The organism is Micromonospora sp. L5 (assembly GCF_000177655.2).
In the GTDB taxonomy this organism is placed as follows: domain Bacteria; phylum Actinomycetota; class Actinomycetes; order Mycobacteriales; family Micromonosporaceae; genus Micromonospora; species Micromonospora aurantiaca.
The window spans coordinates 589027-604639 of the sequence record NC_014815.1; the positions used below are offsets into that span (position 1 = coordinate 589027).

The following is a 15613-nucleotide window of genomic DNA, read 5'->3' on the forward strand; positions in this document are numbered from 1 at the left end:
GGCCCGCGCCGCACCTGGAGGACTGAGTTGAGCCCCATCCGCTCCGCGCGCATCGCGGCGCTCGCATCGGCCGTGCTGGCCACCACGCTCACCGGCTGCGGGATCGGCGGGGAACCGCAGGACACCAGCCCGATCGTGATCGCCGCCGACCTGGAACTCTCCGGCGCCTCGGCGCCGGTCGGCAAGGTCTACCAACGGGCTCTGGAACTGAAGGTCGAGCAGTTGAACGCCTCCGGCGCACTGGGCGGCCGGAAGATCGATCTGCGGGTCAAGGACAACCGCTCGGACGCCGCGGAATCCTTGCGGAACATCAATGATTTCAGCGGTGACTCACGGGTGAGCGCCGTCATCATGGGCGGTTGCAACGAATGCGCCGTCGGCGCGGCCCGCACGATCGGTGAGAAGCGCATTCCGACGATCGCACTCGCGTCGTCGAGCGCGGTCACCGAGCCGGTGGCCGAGCGCCGATATGTCTTCAAGCTCGCCCCGAACGCCACCGACAGCGCCGCCGCGCTCGCCGCGGAACTGGACCGGCGCGGCGTCCGCAAGGTGGCCTTGCTGCACAGCGCCGAGGGTTACGGCCAGGAAGGGCTCACCGCCCTGCGCCGCGAACTGAGCAAGACCACGGTCAAGCTGGTCGGCAACGAGTCGGTGCGCGCCACCGACACCGAGGTCGGCACGCAGATCAACGAGCTGATCGCCCGCAAGCCGCAGGCCCTGGTCCTGTGGACCACGCCGGAGCAGGCGACGCTCGCCGCCACCACCGCCCGGCAGAGCAAGTTCCGCGGCTCGCTGTTCTTCGACGCCACGGCCGCCGGCGACCTCTTCCTCGGCCCGTCGGCCCGCTCCACCGAGGAGGCCACGCTGATCTTCACCCAGACCATGGTGATCGACGACGTGATCGCCACCACCCCGGCGAAGGCCGCGCGCCGGCAGTGGTTCCAGGACTACACCGCCCGGTTCGGCGGCTACAACGGCTTCTCCTCGTTCGCGGCGGACGCGGTCCAGCTGATCGCCGACGCCGAGCAGCGGGCCGGCGGCGATCCGGGCAAGGTCGACCGGGACGCGCTGCGTGACGTGCTGGAGACCTCGCAGCTCGACGGGCTGTCCGGGCCGATCCGGATGACGCCGGACAACCACTCCGGGTTGATGCCGCAGGCGTTGACGACGCTGGTGGCTCGTGGTGGTCGTTGGCGGCTCGCTGGCTGATTGCTTGGTTGCGGTGGGGGTGTGGCCCCACCGCAACCGGCTCCGGGCGGTCAAGCTTGATCCCTGCGCCGGTTGCGGTGGGGCCACACCTGTCGTGGGCGGCCAGCACCCGCGGGTTGAGGTTTCCTTCCGGGTGTCCGGTCGACGCCGGGTCTTCGGGTCAGTGGCTAGCGGGCTGAGGTGGTGGCCCGCACCCAGGGCAGGGCCAGCCGCTCGACCAGGCTCAGGACGGCGTAGAGCACGATGCTCATCAGCGCCACCAGCACGATCGCAGCCCAGGCGGTCGCGGTGTCACCGACGCCGTTGTACTGGAGGATCTGGTAACCCAGACCCGGACGGTCGGAGTAGAACTCCCCGATCACCGCGCCGATCGCGGCCAGCGGCATGGCCACCTTGAGCCCGACGAAGATCTGCGGCAGCGCCGCCGGGAAGCGCACCTTGCGGAACGACTGCCACCACGAGGCGTTGAGCGACCGGCCCAGCTCCGCCAGGTCCGCCGGGGTGGTGGTCAGACCGGTGGCGGTGGAGAGCACGATCGGGAAGAAGCAGAGCAGGAACACCATGGTCAGGATGGGTTTCTGCCCCCAGCCCACCGCGACCACGAGCAGCGGCCCGAACGCGATCTTCGGAACCGCGTTCACCGCCACCAGCAGCGGCGCGAACATCCGCTCCACCCGGCGGGAGGCGGCCAGCGCCATCCCGATCAGCACCCCGGCCGCCGACGAGAGCAGGAAGCCGAACACTGTCATCCAGGTGGTGATGCCCAGCGCGGGCAGCAGCACCTCGGTGGTGCCGGCGAGGGACTTCCCCACCGCCTGCGGCGGGGGCAGCGCGGCCGGGTGCACCAGGTTCAGGCCCGAGGTGACCAGCCACCAGGCCGCCACCGCGATCACCAGTCCCAGCGCCGGCAATCCGACCGCCGCCGGGCGTACGGCCATCCCGCGCCGGACCGCCGGGCGCGGCGGCGCCTCCGGCCGGGCCTCGGTCGACTGTGTCAACGTGTCCTCCTCTCTGCGCCGGTCGGTGTGACCGGCACGGGAAGGGGGTGCGCCCCACCGGGGTGTCCGGCGGGTCGCACCCCCGTTGGCCCGAGCGGACCGGTCAGGCCTTCGGCGCGAGGTTGAAGTCGATGATCTGGTCGGGGGTCAGGTTCTGCTTCAGCGCACCGGCGCCCTGGAGCAGCGCGATGCTCTTGGCGACCCGGCCGCTGTCCAGCGTGCCGATCGCGGTGCCGGAGTTGCTCGACCGGACGTACGCGGCCATCAGCTGAAGCTCGGCGGACGCCGCAGCCGGGACGGCGGCCGGCACGTTCTTCTTCAGGATCTCGCCCGCCTCGTCCGGGTTGGCCAGCGAGTACTCCAGGCCCTTGAGCAGCGCGGCGGTGAACTTCTTCACCATCTCCGGCTTCTCCTTGGCGATCTTCGACGACGTGATCAGCGCGTTGCCGTAGAGGTCCTGCATCACGTTGCTGTACGGCAGGACGACCGGCTTCTTCTTGGTCACCGTCTCCACCGTCGGCTGGCCGACGACGAACTGGCCGATGCCGTCCACCGAGCCCGAGCCGAGCATGCCGATCAGGCCCTGCGCCTCACCGTTGACCCAGGTCACCTTGCTGCCGTCGATGCCGGCGAGCCGGGCGTACGTCGGGAAGAGGTTGCGCACGACGGACGTCGGGGTGTCCGCGAGCTTCTTGCCTTCGAGGTCCTTCGGCGTGGCGATGTTCTTGCCCTCGACCGTGACGATGGCGGCCATGGTGCGCTGCTGGATCGCGGCCACCGCCACGAAGTCCTTCGCCTGGCCGTTGCCGAGCTGAAGGATGCCACCGGTCAGGTCGATCGGGCCGAAGTCGGCCTGGCCGCCGGTGATGGTCTGGATCACGGAGCCGGTGCCCTGACCGGGCTTGATGTCGACGTCGAAACCGGCCTCCTTGAAGAAGCCCTTGTCCTTCGCCACCCAGGCGTAGGAGTCACGCCCGAAGTTGCCGAACGAGGTGAGGTACGTCACCTTCTCCAGCGCCGCGCCGTTGCCGCCGCCGCTCTCGGACTTCTCCGAGTCGCTGCTGCAGCCGCCCACCAGGGCGAGGGCGGTGGCCATAGCCGCGGCGGCGACCGTACGGGTCAGCCTTCTCATCAGTGCACCATGTCCTTTCCGACCAGGACTTCTTCGCCGGTCGGGTCGTGGGTCCGACGGGGTCGGCAGGTGGGTTCGGCCGACTGGACCGTCGTGAGGGGACTCTTCGCGCGCAACAGCGTACGAGAAGCCAGATGACCTGCCGCCGCCGTCCCGGTTGCGGAACGGAAACGAAGTTGCGTGACGGAAAGCGGACTGACGTCCACCCCGGACGGTGCTATAAGCACGGTCCGCTACGCTAGCCCGGCTCGCGTTCGGACGACGTGGAAGGGAGCCGGCGGAAGATGATCCGACTGTCCGGGGTGTCCCGCACCTTCGACGGCCGTTCGGGGCGGGTGGAGGCGTTGCGCGGCATCGACCTCGACGTCGCCGAAGGCGAGTTCGTCGCCGTCCTCGGCCGCTCCGGCTGCGGCAAGTCCACGCTGCTGCGCATGATCGCCGGCCTGCTGCCGGTCACCGGCGGTGAGATCACCGTGGGCGGTACGCCGATCACGAAGCCCCGCCGCGACGTGGCGATGCTGTTCCAGCGTCCGGCGCTGCTGCCCTGGCGCTCGGTGCTGGACAACGTGCTGCTGCCGGTGGAGATCTTCGGCTGGCGCCGCGCCGAGCACCGCGACCGGGCCCGCCAGTTGCTGGAGATGGCCGGGCTGGGCGGCTTCGAGAAGCGCCTCCCGCACGAGCTGTCCGGCGGCATGCAGCAGCGCGTGTCGCTGTGCCGGTCGCTGATCGGCTCGCCCCGGGTGATGCTCATGGACGAGCCGTTCTCCGCGCTCGACGCGCTCACCCGTGAGGAACTCTCCGGCGAACTCCAGCGGGTGCACATGGAGACGAAGGCGACGATCGTCTTCGTCACCCACTCGATCGACGAGGCGGTGCTGCTCGCCGACCGGGTAGTCGTGCTCAGCCCGCGCCCCGGCCGCATCCGCGAGGTGGTCGAGGTGAACGTTCCCCGGCCGCGCACGCTGGGCCGCCACGAACACCTGGAAGACGTCGCGCGGATCAGCGCCGAGCTGCACGAACTGCTGATGGAGCGGGACGCCCCCGGCGTACCCGTGGGAGGCCGGTGACCATGCGGGTCTCGGTGTTCACCGAACCCCACCGCGGTGCGGACTACGACGACCAGCTCCGGTTCGCCCGGCTGGTCGAGGAGACCGGCTTCGAGGGCTTCTTCCGGGCCGACCACTACCGGGCCATGGGGGACGAGCCGGCGCTGCCCGGCCCCACCGACGCCTGGCTGACGCTCGCCGCGCTGGCCCGGGAGACCTCCCGGATCCGGCTCGGCACGCTCGTCACATCCGCCACGTTCCGGCTTCCCGGGCCGCTCGCCGTCATGGTCGCCCAGGTCGACCGGATGAGCGGCGGCCGGGTCGAGCTGGGCATCGGCGCCGGATGGTACGAGCGCGAGCACACCGCGTACGGCATCCCGTTCCCGCCGGTCAGCGAGCGCTTCGACCGGCTGGCCGAGCAACTGGAGATCGTCACCGGGCTGTGGCGTACGCCGTCCGACGAGACGTACAGCTTCACCGGTGAGCACTACCGGCTGGTCGACGCGCCCGCGCTGCCCAAGCCGGTGCAGCAGCCCGGCCCGCCGGTGATCGTCGGCGGCCGGGGACCGAAGCGCACCCCCGAGCTGGCCGCCCGCTACGCCGACGAGTTCAACATGCCGTTCAAGAGCGTGGCCGAGACCGCCGCCGCGTACGAGCGGGTGCGGGAGGCGTGCGACCGCGCCGGGCGGGACGCCGCCGGCCGCGCGCCCCTGACGCTCTCCGCCGGCATCGTGGTGGCGATCGGACGCACCGACGCCGAGGCGCAGCGCCGGGCCGCGCCGCTGCACGTCACGAGCGCGCTGCCGCCGGAGGACCCGGTGGTCGGCTCCCCCGCCCAGCTGGTCGACCGGATCGGCGAGTTCGCCGCGATCGGGGCCACCCGGGTGCACCTGCGCCTGATCGACTTCGACGACCTCGACCACGTGGAGCTCATCGCCGCCGAGGTGCTCCCCCGACTGGACGGAACACGATGACCGAACTCTCCGCCGACCTCGAACTCGGCCCGGTGGGCCAGGAGATCGTGTACGAGAACGACCGCGTACGCGTCTGGCACATCCGGCTGGAGCCGGGTGAGCGGCAGCCGCTGCACCGCCACGACCACCCGTACCTGGTGGTGGCGATCCAGGGCGCCAAGAACGTCGTGCAGACGATCGACGGCACCACCATCGACGCCGACGAGCCGACCGGCGGCGTGGTCTACCGCGACCCGGGCGCGGTGCACATGCTGACGAACGTCGGCGACACCACCTACCTCGCGCGCCTGGTCGAGCTGAAGTAGCCGCACCGGCAGGTTCGCCGCGCCGCGCGGCGGCAAGGTGGCGATCGGGGGCACCGGGCCGTAACGTGCCCGACATGGCCTTTCGGACGTGGGGCAGGCTGCTGCTCACGGCGCTCGGGGTGAGCGTGCTGGCCGGGGCCGGCCAGTTGGGGATCGCGTACGGCTTCGGAGTCGTACGCCTCGACGGCGCGTTCGTGGACGTCTCGGTCAACCGGTGGCCCGCCCAGCTCGTCTGGGTGGGCTGGTTCGCCGCTGTCGCCACGGTCGCCGGAGCCGTCCTCACCGAGCGCTTCGCCCGTCGCGACGACAGTCCCGGCGGCACCACCGAACTGCTCTCCATCGCCGGCGTCAGCGCGCTGGGCGCGACGGTGGTCGCCCCGCTGTGCATGCAACCGGCCCGCGCGGCCGAGCTGGGCGGATCCGTCGACCCGGTCTGGGCCGCAGGCATCTGCGCCGCCCTCGGCGCGGTGGTCGGAGCGGGCGCCGCGATCGCCGTCCTGCTCAAGCCGCCGTTCGGCTGGGGCGTGGCGATCACCGCCGGGATCGTCTGGCTGATGGCGCTGCTCTCCGTCGCGCCCACGATCGTGTCCAGCCGGCCGCTGGCCACGGTACGGCTCGGCGTCCTCGAACCCTCCTGGCTGGATCCGGAGGCGGCGCAACGCCTGTCCATGCTGCTGCTGCCGGTGCTCACGCTGCTGGCCGGCGGGGCGGTCGGCGTGCTCGCCCGCCGGGCCGAATGGCCGCCGCTGGTGGGCGGCGCGGCCGGGGCGGCCGGCCCGGTGCTCGTCGCGTTCGCCTACCTGACCGCCGGTCCCGGCTCGGCCACCGACCGCTACCAGGTCGCGCCCTACTACGGCGCGCTGATCGCCGTGATCGCCGGTGCGCTCGGCTCGACCGCCACCACAGTGCTGCCCCGGCCGGTCACCGCCACCGGTGACCCCGACGCCGTCGAGGCCACCGACATCCTCGCGCCGCTGCCGCACTCGTCCACTCCGGGCGCCCCGGCCGCCCCGCCCGCGCCTCCGGTGACGAGCGGCGCCGCCGCGCCGGCGCACTGGAACTGGCCGGAGCCCGGCGGCTCGGCCACGGCGACGGCTCCGGCCGGTACCGATCTTCCCGCCGCCGGCCGGCCGGCCCTCGCGGATCGGCCCGCCGTCGATCAGCCGGCCGTTGCGGAACGGCCGGCGGGTGAGCGCCCGGCCGTCGCCGACACGGGCCACGGCCAGCCCATGCCGGGTCTGCTGCCCCCGGGGCGCCGGACCTCGGCCATCGACGTCCTCGCCGCGGGCCGCCCCGACCCGGTCCCGGTCGCGGGTCCGGGCACGGACATGGGCACGGGTCCGGTTCCGGGCACGGACGTGGGCACCGCCCACGCGGGCGGCACCGGCGAGGCGGTCACCACGGACCGCGCAGGCACCGCCGACCGGGCCGTTGCCGGTTCCGAACCTGCCGATGCAACGTCCGGGCAGGCGACCGGCGTCCCGGACAGCGAGGCCGCCTCGGGCACCGGCTCGGCAGCCGGCACGGACGATGCCGCACCGGAACCGCCCCAGGAAGCGGCGGCGACCACGCCACGGGTGACCCGGCCGCGCCGTACCCGCGCCAGCCGGTCCAGCGGCACCACCGACCGATCGACGTCACCCGCCGACGCCACAGCACCCCGCCCAGCGGATGCCGCCTCCCCGAGCGCCGCTGCGGGCACCACCTCGGAAGCCACGTCACCGGCCACCGGCGGCACCGCCGAGGGCCACGTTCCCGGCCCGCGTACTGACAGCGGCGCGCTCGCCGGACCGGTCACGGCCGACGCGGACAGCGACACCCCCGCCGCGCCACCGGCCGAGGCCACCGGAGACACCGGCGCCACGGGCCGCTCCACCCGCTCCCGGCGCCCCCGCGCCCCGAAGGCCGGACCGCGTGCCACCGGCCCGGCCTCCCCCGGCTCCGGCCCGGCCGACGCCGCGCCGACGACGCCGATCGAGCAGGCCGACGCCAGGTCGACGATGCCGAGCAGCCCGGCCGACGCCCCGCTGACGACGCCGAGCAGCCCGGCTCCCCGCACCGATGCCCCCACGGGGGATGTCGCACCGACCGGGCGTCCCGGACGCAATTTCTTCTTCGACGACCCGGCGCCGACCCCGTCGTCCCGGCCCAGGTTCCCGATGTTCGAGGACGTCACCGGAGCGCCCGGCGAGGTACGCCCGGCCTGGCCGATCACCCCGGCGGCCCGCCCGCACCGCGCCACCACCGAACCGGACGCACCGGCCCGGGACGACGCGGAGGCGTCCGCCCCGGCCGAGCCGGCGCCGCGCCCCCGCCACCGTGGCCTGCCCGAGCCGGGCGCGAGCACCGGATGGGACGCGCTCGCCACGAACGCCCGCCCGGCGGGGCCGCTCGCCCGGCCGGAGGCGGGGAGACCTGTCGCCCGGCCCGAGGCGGCGACCGCCGCACCGGGCGAGGCGGGTGCCGCGCTGCCCGAGGCCGCCGCCGCGGAGACGGAGGCGGACTCCCGGCGCGGGCGGCACGCCGAACCGGACGACGCCGACGCGTCCGGCGGGAAGCCGAAGACCCGGCGCGGCCTGTTCCGGCGCAACCGGGCCAAGGGCGACCCGGAGCCGGCCGACCGTACGGCCGAGCCGGGTGCCGAGGCCGACGACGAGTACGTGGACTGGGTCGCCGGTCTCGCCTCGGACGACAACGCCGACGACGCCCGCTCGCTGCGTACCGGGCGGCACCACCGCGAGTGAACGGCGGCCCGGGGGCGGGCCGGAAGCGACCCGACCCCGGCCTCGCTCACGCCAGCGGCAGGTAGACCCGTGACCCGGAGGCGACGAACTCCTCCGACTTGCCGCGCATGCCCCGCGCCGCGTAGTCCTTCAACTCCTGCGTGATCTTCATGGAGCAGAACTTCGGCCCGCACATCGAGCAGAAGTGCGCGGTCTTCGCCGGCTCGGCGGGCAGAGTCGCGTCGTGGTACGCCCGCGCGGTCTCCGGGTCCAGCGCCAGGTTGAACTGGTCCTCCCAGCGGAACTCGAACCGGGCCTTGGACAGCGCATCGTCCCACGCCTGCGCGCCGGGGTGCCCCTTGGCCAGGTCGGCCGCGTGCGCGGCGATCTTGTACGCGATCACGCCCGCCTTCACGTCGTCGCGGTCGGGCAGCCCGAGGTGCTCCTTCGGGGTGACGTAGCAGAGCATCGCGGTGCCGAACATGCCGATCATCGCCGCGCCGATCGCGGAGGTGATGTGGTCGTACGCGGGCGCGACGTCGGTGGTCAGCGGGCCGAGCGTGTAGAACGGCGCCTCGTGGCACCACTCCTGCTGGAGGTCCACGTTCTCCTTGATCTTGTGCATCGGCACATGCCCGGGGCCTTCGATCATCACCTGGACGTCGTACTCCCAGGCGACCTTCGTCAGCTCACCGAGCGTGCGCAGCTCGGCGAACTGCGCCTCGTCGTTGGCGTCCGCGATGGAACCGGGGCGCAGGCCGTCACCGAGGGAGAACGTGACGTCGTACTTCGCGAGCAGCGAACACAGCTCCCGGAAGTTCGTGTAGAGGAAGTTCTCCTCGTGGTGCGCCAGGCACCAGGCCGCCATGATCGAGCCGCCCCGCGACACGATGCCGGTGACCCGGTCCACCGCCAGCGGCACGTACGGCAGCAGTACCCCGGCGTGCACGGTCATGTAGTCGACGCCCTGCTCCGCCTGCTCGATGACGGTCTCGCGGAACACCTCCCAGCTCAGCTTCACCGGGTCGCCGCCGACCTTCTCCAGCGCCTGGTAGATCGGCACCGTGCCGATCGGCACCGGCGCGTTCCGCACGATCGCCTCCCGGGTCTCGTGGATGCGCTTGCCGGTGGACAGGTCCATCACGGTGTCCGCGCCCCACCGGGTGGCCCAGGTCAGCTTCTCCACCTCCTCGGCCACCGACGAGGTGACAGCCGAGGTGCCGATGTTGGCGTTGACCTTCACCAGGAACGCCTTGCCGATGACGGCCGGCTCGCACTCGGGGTGGTTGACGTTGAGCGGCAGCACGGCCCGCCCGGCCGCGATCTCGTCCCGGACGAACTCCGGCGCCACCGACTCCCGGACCGCCACGAACTCCATCTCCGGAGTGACGATCCCGGCCCGGGCGTACGCGAGCTGCGTCGGCCGCTTCCCCTCCACACCCGCCAGCGGCGTGCCGGCGCCGCGTACCGGGGCCACGTCGCCGCGCTCGGCGATCCACGTTCCGCGCAGCGCGGGCAGCCCCACCTCCGGGTCGGAGCCGGGACCGGAGGTGTCGTAGAGCCGTACCGGCGGGTTGTCCCCGGTCAGCGTCACCTCGGCGAACGGCACCCGGACGTCCGGGCGTGACCCTTCCACGTACACCTTGCGACGTGCCTGCATGACAGCCTCCCTGTCGCTCATGCGGACCAGCCGAAGTGGTCCAGCGGGCCGCGTCCCGCGCCCAGCTCCCAGGTCCGCGCGCCGGTCAGCGCGCGGGTGACGTACTCCTTGGCGGCCGCCACCGCGACCGGCACCGCGTCGCCCGCGGCGAGCCGGACCGCGACGGCGGCCGAGAACGAACAGCCGGTGCCGTGGTTGTGCCGGGTGTCCACCCGGGGCGCGCGCAGCAGGCGGGTCGTCCCGCCGCCGGCGAGCACGTCCACCGACTCGCCGTCGGCGTCCACGTCGCCGCCGGTCACCACCACGAACGCCGGGCCGCGCGCCGCCAGCGCCTCCGCCGCCGCGACCATCTCCTCGACGGTGCCCACCGGGCCTCCGGTGAGGGCCGCGGCCTCCGCGCAGTTCGGTGTCGCCACCTCCGCGTACGGCAGCAGCCGCTCGACCGCCTCCACCACGCCGAGCCGGTGCCCGCTCGTGGCGACCAGTACCGGGTCGACGACCAGGTGCGGCAGCCGCCCGGCCCGGGCCGCCTCGGCCACCGCGTCGGCGACCGCGGGGGTGCCGAGCATGCCGGTCTTCACGGCGCGCACGTCGAAGTCGCCGAGGACGCTGTCCATCTGGTCGCGCACTGTCTGCGGGGGCAGCGGTAGGAGGGCGTCCACGCCCCGGGTGCTCTGCGCGGTGACGGCGGTGAGCACGCTCGTGCCGTACGCCCCGAGCGCGGCGAACGTCTTGAGGTCGGCCTGGATGCCCGCTCCTGCTCCGGAGTCGGAGCCGGCGATGCTGAGAACTGTTTTCGGCGTCACTGGTTCTCTTCTCCGGTGGTTGCTGTGACGGCTGCGGCCGACAGTGGTTGCGGTCGGGGCTGCGGCGTGCGGGCCTTGGTCGGATCGCGCGGGGTGGGTGCGCGCCACACGGGTGGCCGCCTCCTCGAAAGCTCTGCCCAGCGTGGTGGCGGTTTCGGTGGGGTCTGGGGCGCGCATGATGGCGCCCAGGACTGCTACTCCGGTGGCACCTGCCTCTACGCATGCGGTGACCTGGGCTGTGGTTTCGATGCCGCCCAGTGCCAGCACGGGCACCTTGCTTGCCGCGATCAGCTCGCGCAACCCGGTCGGCCGTAACGCCGGGCCGTAGCCGGGCTTTGTTCTTGTCTCGTAGACCGGGGACAGCGTGGCGTAGTGCTCGGTGGTGAGCCGGGCCAGCTCGGCGGTGTCGTGACAGGACCGGCCGACCAGTCCGACTGCGGGCGGCGGGTACGGGCCGGCGGCGGGCAGGTGCACCGCGTCCCCGTCGAGCGGATCGGGTCCGGCCACGACGAGCGTGCCGCCTGCCTCGGCGAGGATCGCGCGCAGCTCGACGGCGAGCGCGAGGCGTTCGGCGCGGGGCAGGTCCTTCTCCCGCAGCACCACCCAGCGCACTCCCCCGCCGACGGCCCCCGCGACCACGTCGACGAGCGCCCCCTTGGCGACCCGCCGATCGGTGAGCAGCACGACCCCGGTCGGGCCGGTGTAGATCCTGGTGCGCGGCCGCCCCTCCAGGGGCGCCTCCGTACCAGGATCCGCAACGCGTAGAGCGGTCACAGGTCGGGCCGTCCCTCGTCGGGGGTGGACGGCAAGGCGTGGAAGCGGCGGGTGATGCGGCCCGCGCCGTACGCCAGGTGCCCGGCCTCGACCGCGTACCGCATGGCCGTGGCCATCGCCACCGGGTCGGCGGCCCGGGTCACGGCACTGGCCAGCAGCACCGCGTCGCAGCCCAGCTCCATCGCCAGGGCCGCGTCGGAGGCGGTGCCGATGCCCGCGTCGAGCACCACCGGCACGTCCACAGCCGCCCGGATCAGCCGGATGTGGTGCGGGTTGCCGATGCCCAGCCCGGAGCCGATCGGCGACCCGGCCGGCATCACCGCCGCGCAGCCCACGTCGGCCAGCCGCCGGGCCAGCACGGGATCGTCCGAGGTGTACGGCAGCACTGTGAACCCGTCGGCCACCAATTCCTCGGCGGCGCGCAGCAGCTCCACCCCGTCGGGCAGGAGCGTGCGCTCGTCGCCGACCACCTCCAGCTTCACCCAGTCGGTGTCGAACGCCTCCCGGGCCAGGTGCGCCGTCTTCACCGCCTCCACGGCGGTGCGGCAGCCGGCCGTGTTCGGCAGCAGCCGTACGCCGCAGCGCTCCACCAGGTCGAGCAGGCCGCCCGAGCCGCCGGGCGTGGTGTCCACCCGGCGCAGCGCCAACGTCACCAGCTCGGTGCCGGAGGCGCGGATCGCCTGCTCCAGCACGTGCAGGTTGGCCGCGCCGCCGGTGCCGAGGATGAGCCGCGAGCCGAACGCGACCCCGCCGATCTCCAGTGTGGACATCCGTTCACCCGCCCTGGGTGGCGCTGAGTACCTCGACCCGGTCGCCGTCGCGCAGCACGCTCGCCGCCCAGCCGCCGCGTGGCACCACCTCGCCGTTGACCGCTACGGCGAGCCCGCGCTCCCGGTCGGTGACGGTGCGGACCACCTCGGCGACGGTGACGCCCTCGGGCAACGTCCGGCCGGTGCCGTTGACGATCAGTTCCACGTGCGCTCCTTCCCGAAGCGGTCCGGGGTGAAGGGGGCGAGCGCGGGATCCGGCTCGCCGGTGACGATCAGCTCGGTGACCAGGTCGGCGGTGACCGGCGTGAGCACGATGCCGTGCCTGTGGTGCCCGGTCGCGGCGAGCACGCCCGGCCGCCCGGGGAGCGGCCCGATGATCGGCGCGTTGTCGGGCGTACCGGGGCGCAGCCCGGCGACTGCTTCCACCAGCTCGTACTCGACGAGTTCCGGCACCAGCTCCGCGGCGGCGCGCAGCAGTGTCAGCACGCCACCGGCGGTGACCTCGGTGTCCGCGCGTTCCTCCACAGTCGCCCCGACCACGACCTCACCGCTGTCCCGGGGCACCAGGTAGACCGGCTCGCTGTCCGCGTACCCCCGGATCACGTGCCGGAAGCCCGGCGGACCGCCACCCGGCGCGCGCAGCCGCAGCACCTGGCCCTTGACCGGCCGGACCGGCAGGCCGGTCAGGCCCGCCGCGCCGCAGCCGGCCGCGACCACTGTGACCCGGGCGTCCACCTCGGACAGCGCGCCGACGCGGGCCGGGCGCAGCTCCACGCCGGCGCGCTCCACGGCCGTCCGCAACGCGGCGACCAGCCGTCGCGGATCCACTTGGTGGTCGCCGGGGGCCACCGCGCCGCCGCGCACGCGCGGTGCCAGCGCCGGCTCGCGGTCGCGCAGCTCCGAGGGCCGCAGCGGCGTGATCGGCAGTCCCAGACCCCGTTGGTACGACCACAGCCGCCCCGCCTCGGCCAGGTCGTCGGCGGTGAGCCCGACCACGAGCGTGCCCTCGGTGCGGTAGCCGAGGTCGACGCCGCTCGCCTCGGTCAGCTCGGCCGCGAAGCCGGGCCAGCGGGCGGCGGACCCGACGAGAAGCGCTGTGAGTTCGTGCTCACCGAAGTACGCCTCGGCGACCGGCGACAGCATCCCGGCGGCCACCGACGAGGCGCCCGACCCGGGCCGGTCGTCGTGCACCACCACGCGCAGTCCGCGCTGCGCGCACCGCCACGCGATCGCGAGTCCCACCGGCCCGGCGCCCACCACCGCCACGTCGGTAAGGAAGGGCCCCCTGTTAACGCCTCCGGTAGAGGAAGGGCCCCCTTTTAACACGTCAGCGCCCGCAGCAGCTCGGCGGTGGCGTGCGCCGGATCGGCAGCCAGGCTGAGCGCGCCGACCACCGCCACCCCGTACGCCCCGGCGGCCCGCAGCGCCGGCACGCTCGCGGCCGTCACCCCACCGATCGCGATCACCGGGACGCTGACCGCCTCGGCGACCGCGCGTATCCCCTCGGGGCCGATCGGGTCCGGCAGGCCGGACTTGGTGGTGGTGACGTGGCACGGGCCCACGCCCAGGTAGCTCGCGCCCGCATCCACGGCCGTACGGGCGCCCACCGGCCCCCGGGCGGTCGCGCCGAGCACCGCGTCCGGGCCGAGCACCCGGCGTGCGGCTGCGACCGGCAGATCGTCCGCACCGACGTGGCCCCCGGCGGCGTCCACCGCGAGCGCCACGTGCAGCCGGTCGTTGACCAGGAACTGTGCCCCGTACGGCCGGCATGCCTCGGTCACCCGGCACGCCAGCTCGTACGCCTCCCGGTCGGTGGCGTCGTCCTCCACGCGCACCTGCACGACGAGTTCGGCGCCCGCCACGGGCAGGGCGGCACGCAGCACGGCGAGCGGGTCACGCCCCGGCCGGGTGTCGGTGATGAGATGCAGTCGTCCCAGGGACAGCACGGCAACGCTCCTCCCTGCGCCGGCATTACCCGGATCAGGTTCGACGGTCGGGGGCTCCCAGCCCCCCTCTCAGCCCGGTCCGCACCGGGCTCCCGTGGGTCACTTGCGGCCTACCGTACGACGCCTCCCGCCCGTACGGAACCCCGGGTGAGGTTTTTCCCAGGAACCGTTCACATGCCGTACCGGGGCAACAGGTGATCGTCTCGTCACGACACGCTGCCGGGATGTCCGTTCCCGCCCGTGTCCCGCGCCGCCTGGCGATCCTGCCGTTCCGGGGCAGCCATGCCGTCTCCGAAGGACTGCTCACCTGGACGATGCTGCGCGGGCCGACCTGGATCCGCCTGCTGCCGGACGTGTACGTGCACCGGGACGGATACCGCGCCGACGACCACCGGATGTGGTGCGAGGCGGTGGCGTTGCGCCTGCCGCCGGGTGCCGCACTGGCGGGACGCAGCGCCGCCTGGCTGTTCGGCACGGACGTGCTCAGCCGCGACGCGCCGGTCACCGTGCTGCTGCCGAGCCCGGCCCGCATGCGTCCTCATCCACGGCTGCTGGTGACCCGGTCGCCCCTGCCCGAGTCGGACCGCACCCGGTTCGCGGGGCTGCCGGTCACGACCCCGCTGCGTACCGCGTTCGACCTGGGCCGGCAGGGCTCACTCGCCGAGGCGCTGGTCGCCGTTGACGCGCTGCTGCGTCGCCGGGTCGTGAAGCTGCCCGTCCTGCGGGCCTACGCCGCCGACCGGCCGGGTTGGCCGGGCGCTCCGCTGCTGCGCGAGGTACTGGCGATGGCCGAGCCGTTGAGCGAGTCCCCGATGGAGACGCGGCTACGGCTGCTCCTCCTCGACGCCGGTCTCGGCCCGCTGACCGCCCAGCACGAGGTGCGCACCGGCGGACGCTTCGTGGCCCGGGTGGACCTGGCCTGGCCGGCTCTCCGCCTCGCGGTCGAGTACGACGGCGACCACCACCGGGAACGGGCTCACTTCCGGCGGGACGTGGCACGCCTGAACGCGCTCCGCGCGGCCGGGTGGGTCGTGCTCCGGTTCACCGTCGACGACGTGCTACGCCGGCCCGACGCCACTGTCGCCCTGGTGCGCCAGGCCCTGGCAGAACGTCGCGCCGCCGCGGCAAACCACTGATCCGCACCCGCAGCCCCCCGCACCCCGGCTCGCAGCCCAAAGCCCGCAGCCCCACAGCCGCAGCCCCACAGCCCCGCAGCCCCGCAGCCCCGCAGGCCCGAGTCTCGCCCCGCCGCGCCCCCGGCCGCCACCCG

The 15613-nt window shown here is 73.7% G+C and carries 14 protein-coding genes, 1 pseudogene and 1 riboswitch; of the genes and pseudogenes, 6 read left to right on the plus strand and 9 right to left on the minus strand.

The window, feature by feature from the left end; all coding sequences use genetic code 11:
• Positions 1-27 precede the first annotated feature (27 nt).
• Positions 28-1209, plus strand: coding sequence for an ABC transporter substrate-binding protein (locus ML5_RS02875; RefSeq protein ID WP_013473675.1), 1182 nt, complete (start codon positions 28-30; stop codon positions 1207-1209).
• 167 nt (positions 1210-1376) lie between these two features.
• On the opposite strand, the gene ML5_RS02880 is transcribed toward ML5_RS02875, so the two are convergent.
• Both ML5_RS02880 and ML5_RS02885 read right to left on the minus strand, forming a co-directional pair.
• Positions 1377-2147: an ABC transporter permease gene (locus tag ML5_RS02880; RefSeq protein WP_225319577.1), complete on the minus strand. Its 771-nt coding sequence runs from the start codon at positions 2145-2147 to the stop codon at positions 1377-1379.
• 163 nt (positions 2148-2310) lie between these two features.
• Entirely contained in the window at positions 2311-3339 is a 1029-nt protein-coding gene (locus ML5_RS02885; protein ID WP_013288592.1) for an ABC transporter substrate-binding protein, read from the minus strand.
• A 284-nt stretch (positions 3340-3623) separates the two neighbouring features.
• Here ML5_RS02885 and ML5_RS02890 point away from each other — a divergent pair, with 284 nt between their 5' ends.
• From ML5_RS02890 to ML5_RS02905, 4 genes are all read left to right on the plus strand, one after another.
• Positions 3624-4406: an ABC transporter ATP-binding protein gene (locus ML5_RS02890; RefSeq protein ID WP_013288593.1), complete on the plus strand. Its 783-nt coding sequence runs from the start codon at positions 3624-3626 to the stop codon at positions 4404-4406.
• A gap of 2 nt (positions 4407-4408) precedes the next feature.
• The gene (locus ML5_RS02895) at positions 4409-5359 is read left to right on the plus strand and encodes an LLM class F420-dependent oxidoreductase (protein ID WP_013473677.1); all 951 of its coding nucleotides are present in this window, start codon (positions 4409-4411) and stop codon (positions 5357-5359) included.
• On the plus strand, positions 5356-5664 hold the full coding sequence (locus tag ML5_RS02900; protein ID WP_013288595.1) for a cupin: 309 nt from the start codon (positions 5356-5358) through the stop codon (positions 5662-5664). The genes ML5_RS02895 and ML5_RS02900 overlap by 4 nt, the downstream gene beginning before the upstream one ends.
• A 74-nt stretch (positions 5665-5738) precedes the next feature.
• Positions 5739-8408 carry a hypothetical protein gene (locus ML5_RS02905; protein ID WP_013473678.1) on the plus strand — a complete coding sequence of 890 codons (2670 nt, stop codon included), beginning with the start codon at positions 5739-5741 and terminating at the stop codon, positions 8406-8408.
• 46 nt (positions 8409-8454) lie between these two features.
• Here the strand turns inward: ML5_RS02905 and thiC are convergent, their stop codons facing one another.
• From thiC to thiE, 7 genes and pseudogenes are all read right to left on the minus strand, one after another.
• Entirely contained in the window at positions 8455-10047 is a 1593-nt protein-coding gene (gene thiC, locus ML5_RS02910; protein ID WP_013473679.1) for a phosphomethylpyrimidine synthase ThiC, read from the minus strand.
• Between the two features lie 17 nt (positions 10048-10064).
• Positions 10065-10853 (minus strand): bifunctional hydroxymethylpyrimidine kinase/phosphomethylpyrimidine kinase, encoded by a 789-nt coding sequence (gene thiD / locus ML5_RS02915; RefSeq protein ID WP_041784411.1) that lies wholly within the window; start codon positions 10851-10853, stop codon positions 10065-10067.
• Positions 10854-10883: 30 nt separating this feature from the next.
• Positions 10884-11561, minus strand: a pseudogene (locus ML5_RS31345) (thiamine phosphate synthase); the annotation flags it as partial.
• 62 nt (positions 11562-11623) lie between these two features.
• Positions 11624-12397, minus strand: a complete 774-nt coding sequence (locus ML5_RS02920; RefSeq protein WP_013473681.1) for a thiazole synthase — start codon at positions 12395-12397, stop codon at positions 11624-11626.
• A 4-nt stretch (positions 12398-12401) separates the two neighbouring features.
• On the minus strand, positions 12402-12602 hold the full coding sequence (gene thiS, locus ML5_RS02925; RefSeq protein ID WP_013473682.1) for a sulfur carrier protein ThiS: 201 nt from the start codon (positions 12600-12602) through the stop codon (positions 12402-12404).
• Positions 12593-13723, minus strand: a complete 1131-nt coding sequence (thiO, locus tag ML5_RS02930; protein WP_168168208.1) for a glycine oxidase ThiO — start codon at positions 13721-13723, stop codon at positions 12593-12595. Before thiO ends, thiS begins: the two co-directional genes overlap by 10 nt.
• The gene (gene thiE, locus ML5_RS02935; RefSeq protein ID WP_013473684.1) at positions 13717-14343 is read right to left on the minus strand and encodes a thiamine phosphate synthase; all 627 of its coding nucleotides are present in this window, start codon (positions 14341-14343) and stop codon (positions 13717-13719) included. The genes thiO and thiE overlap by 7 nt, the downstream gene beginning before the upstream one ends.
• Positions 14338-14449, minus strand: a riboswitch (TPP riboswitch). Its footprint overlaps the gene before it by 6 nt.
• 118 nt (positions 14450-14567) lie before the next feature.
• Here thiE and ML5_RS02940 point away from each other — a divergent pair.
• The gene (locus ML5_RS02940; protein ID WP_013473685.1) at positions 14568-15479 is read left to right on the plus strand and encodes a DUF559 domain-containing protein; all 912 of its coding nucleotides are present in this window, start codon (positions 14568-14570) and stop codon (positions 15477-15479) included.
• Positions 15480-15613 lie beyond the last annotated feature (134 nt).

Bases quoted from the DNA above. Each gene is read 5' to 3' on its own strand.
- ML5_RS02880 (WP_225319577.1), bottom strand. From the start codon at position 2,147: ATGGCCGTACGCCCGGCGGCGGTCGGATTGCCGGCGCTGGGACTGGTG.
- ML5_RS02885 (WP_013288592.1), bottom strand. From the start codon at position 3,339: ATGAGAAGGCTGACCCGTACGGTCGCCGCCGCGGCTATGGCCACCGCC.
- ML5_RS02890 (WP_013288593.1), top strand. From the start codon at position 3,624: ATGATCCGACTGTCCGGGGTGTCCCGCACCTTCGACGGCCGTTCGGGG.
- ML5_RS02895 (WP_013473677.1), top strand. From the start codon at position 4,409: ATGCGGGTCTCGGTGTTCACCGAACCCCACCGCGGTGCGGACTACGAC.
- ML5_RS02900 (WP_013288595.1), top strand. From the start codon at position 5,356: ATGACCGAACTCTCCGCCGACCTCGAACTCGGCCCGGTGGGCCAGGAG.
- ML5_RS02905 (WP_013473678.1), top strand. From the start codon at position 5,739: ATGGCCTTTCGGACGTGGGGCAGGCTGCTGCTCACGGCGCTCGGGGTG.
- thiC (WP_013473679.1), bottom strand. From the start codon at position 10,047: ATGCAGGCACGTCGCAAGGTGTACGTGGAAGGGTCACGCCCGGACGTC.
- ML5_RS02920 (WP_013473681.1), bottom strand. From the start codon at position 12,397: ATGTCCACACTGGAGATCGGCGGGGTCGCGTTCGGCTCGCGGCTCATC.
- ML5_RS02940 (WP_013473685.1), top strand. From the start codon at position 14,568: ATGTCCGTTCCCGCCCGTGTCCCGCGCCGCCTGGCGATCCTGCCGTTC.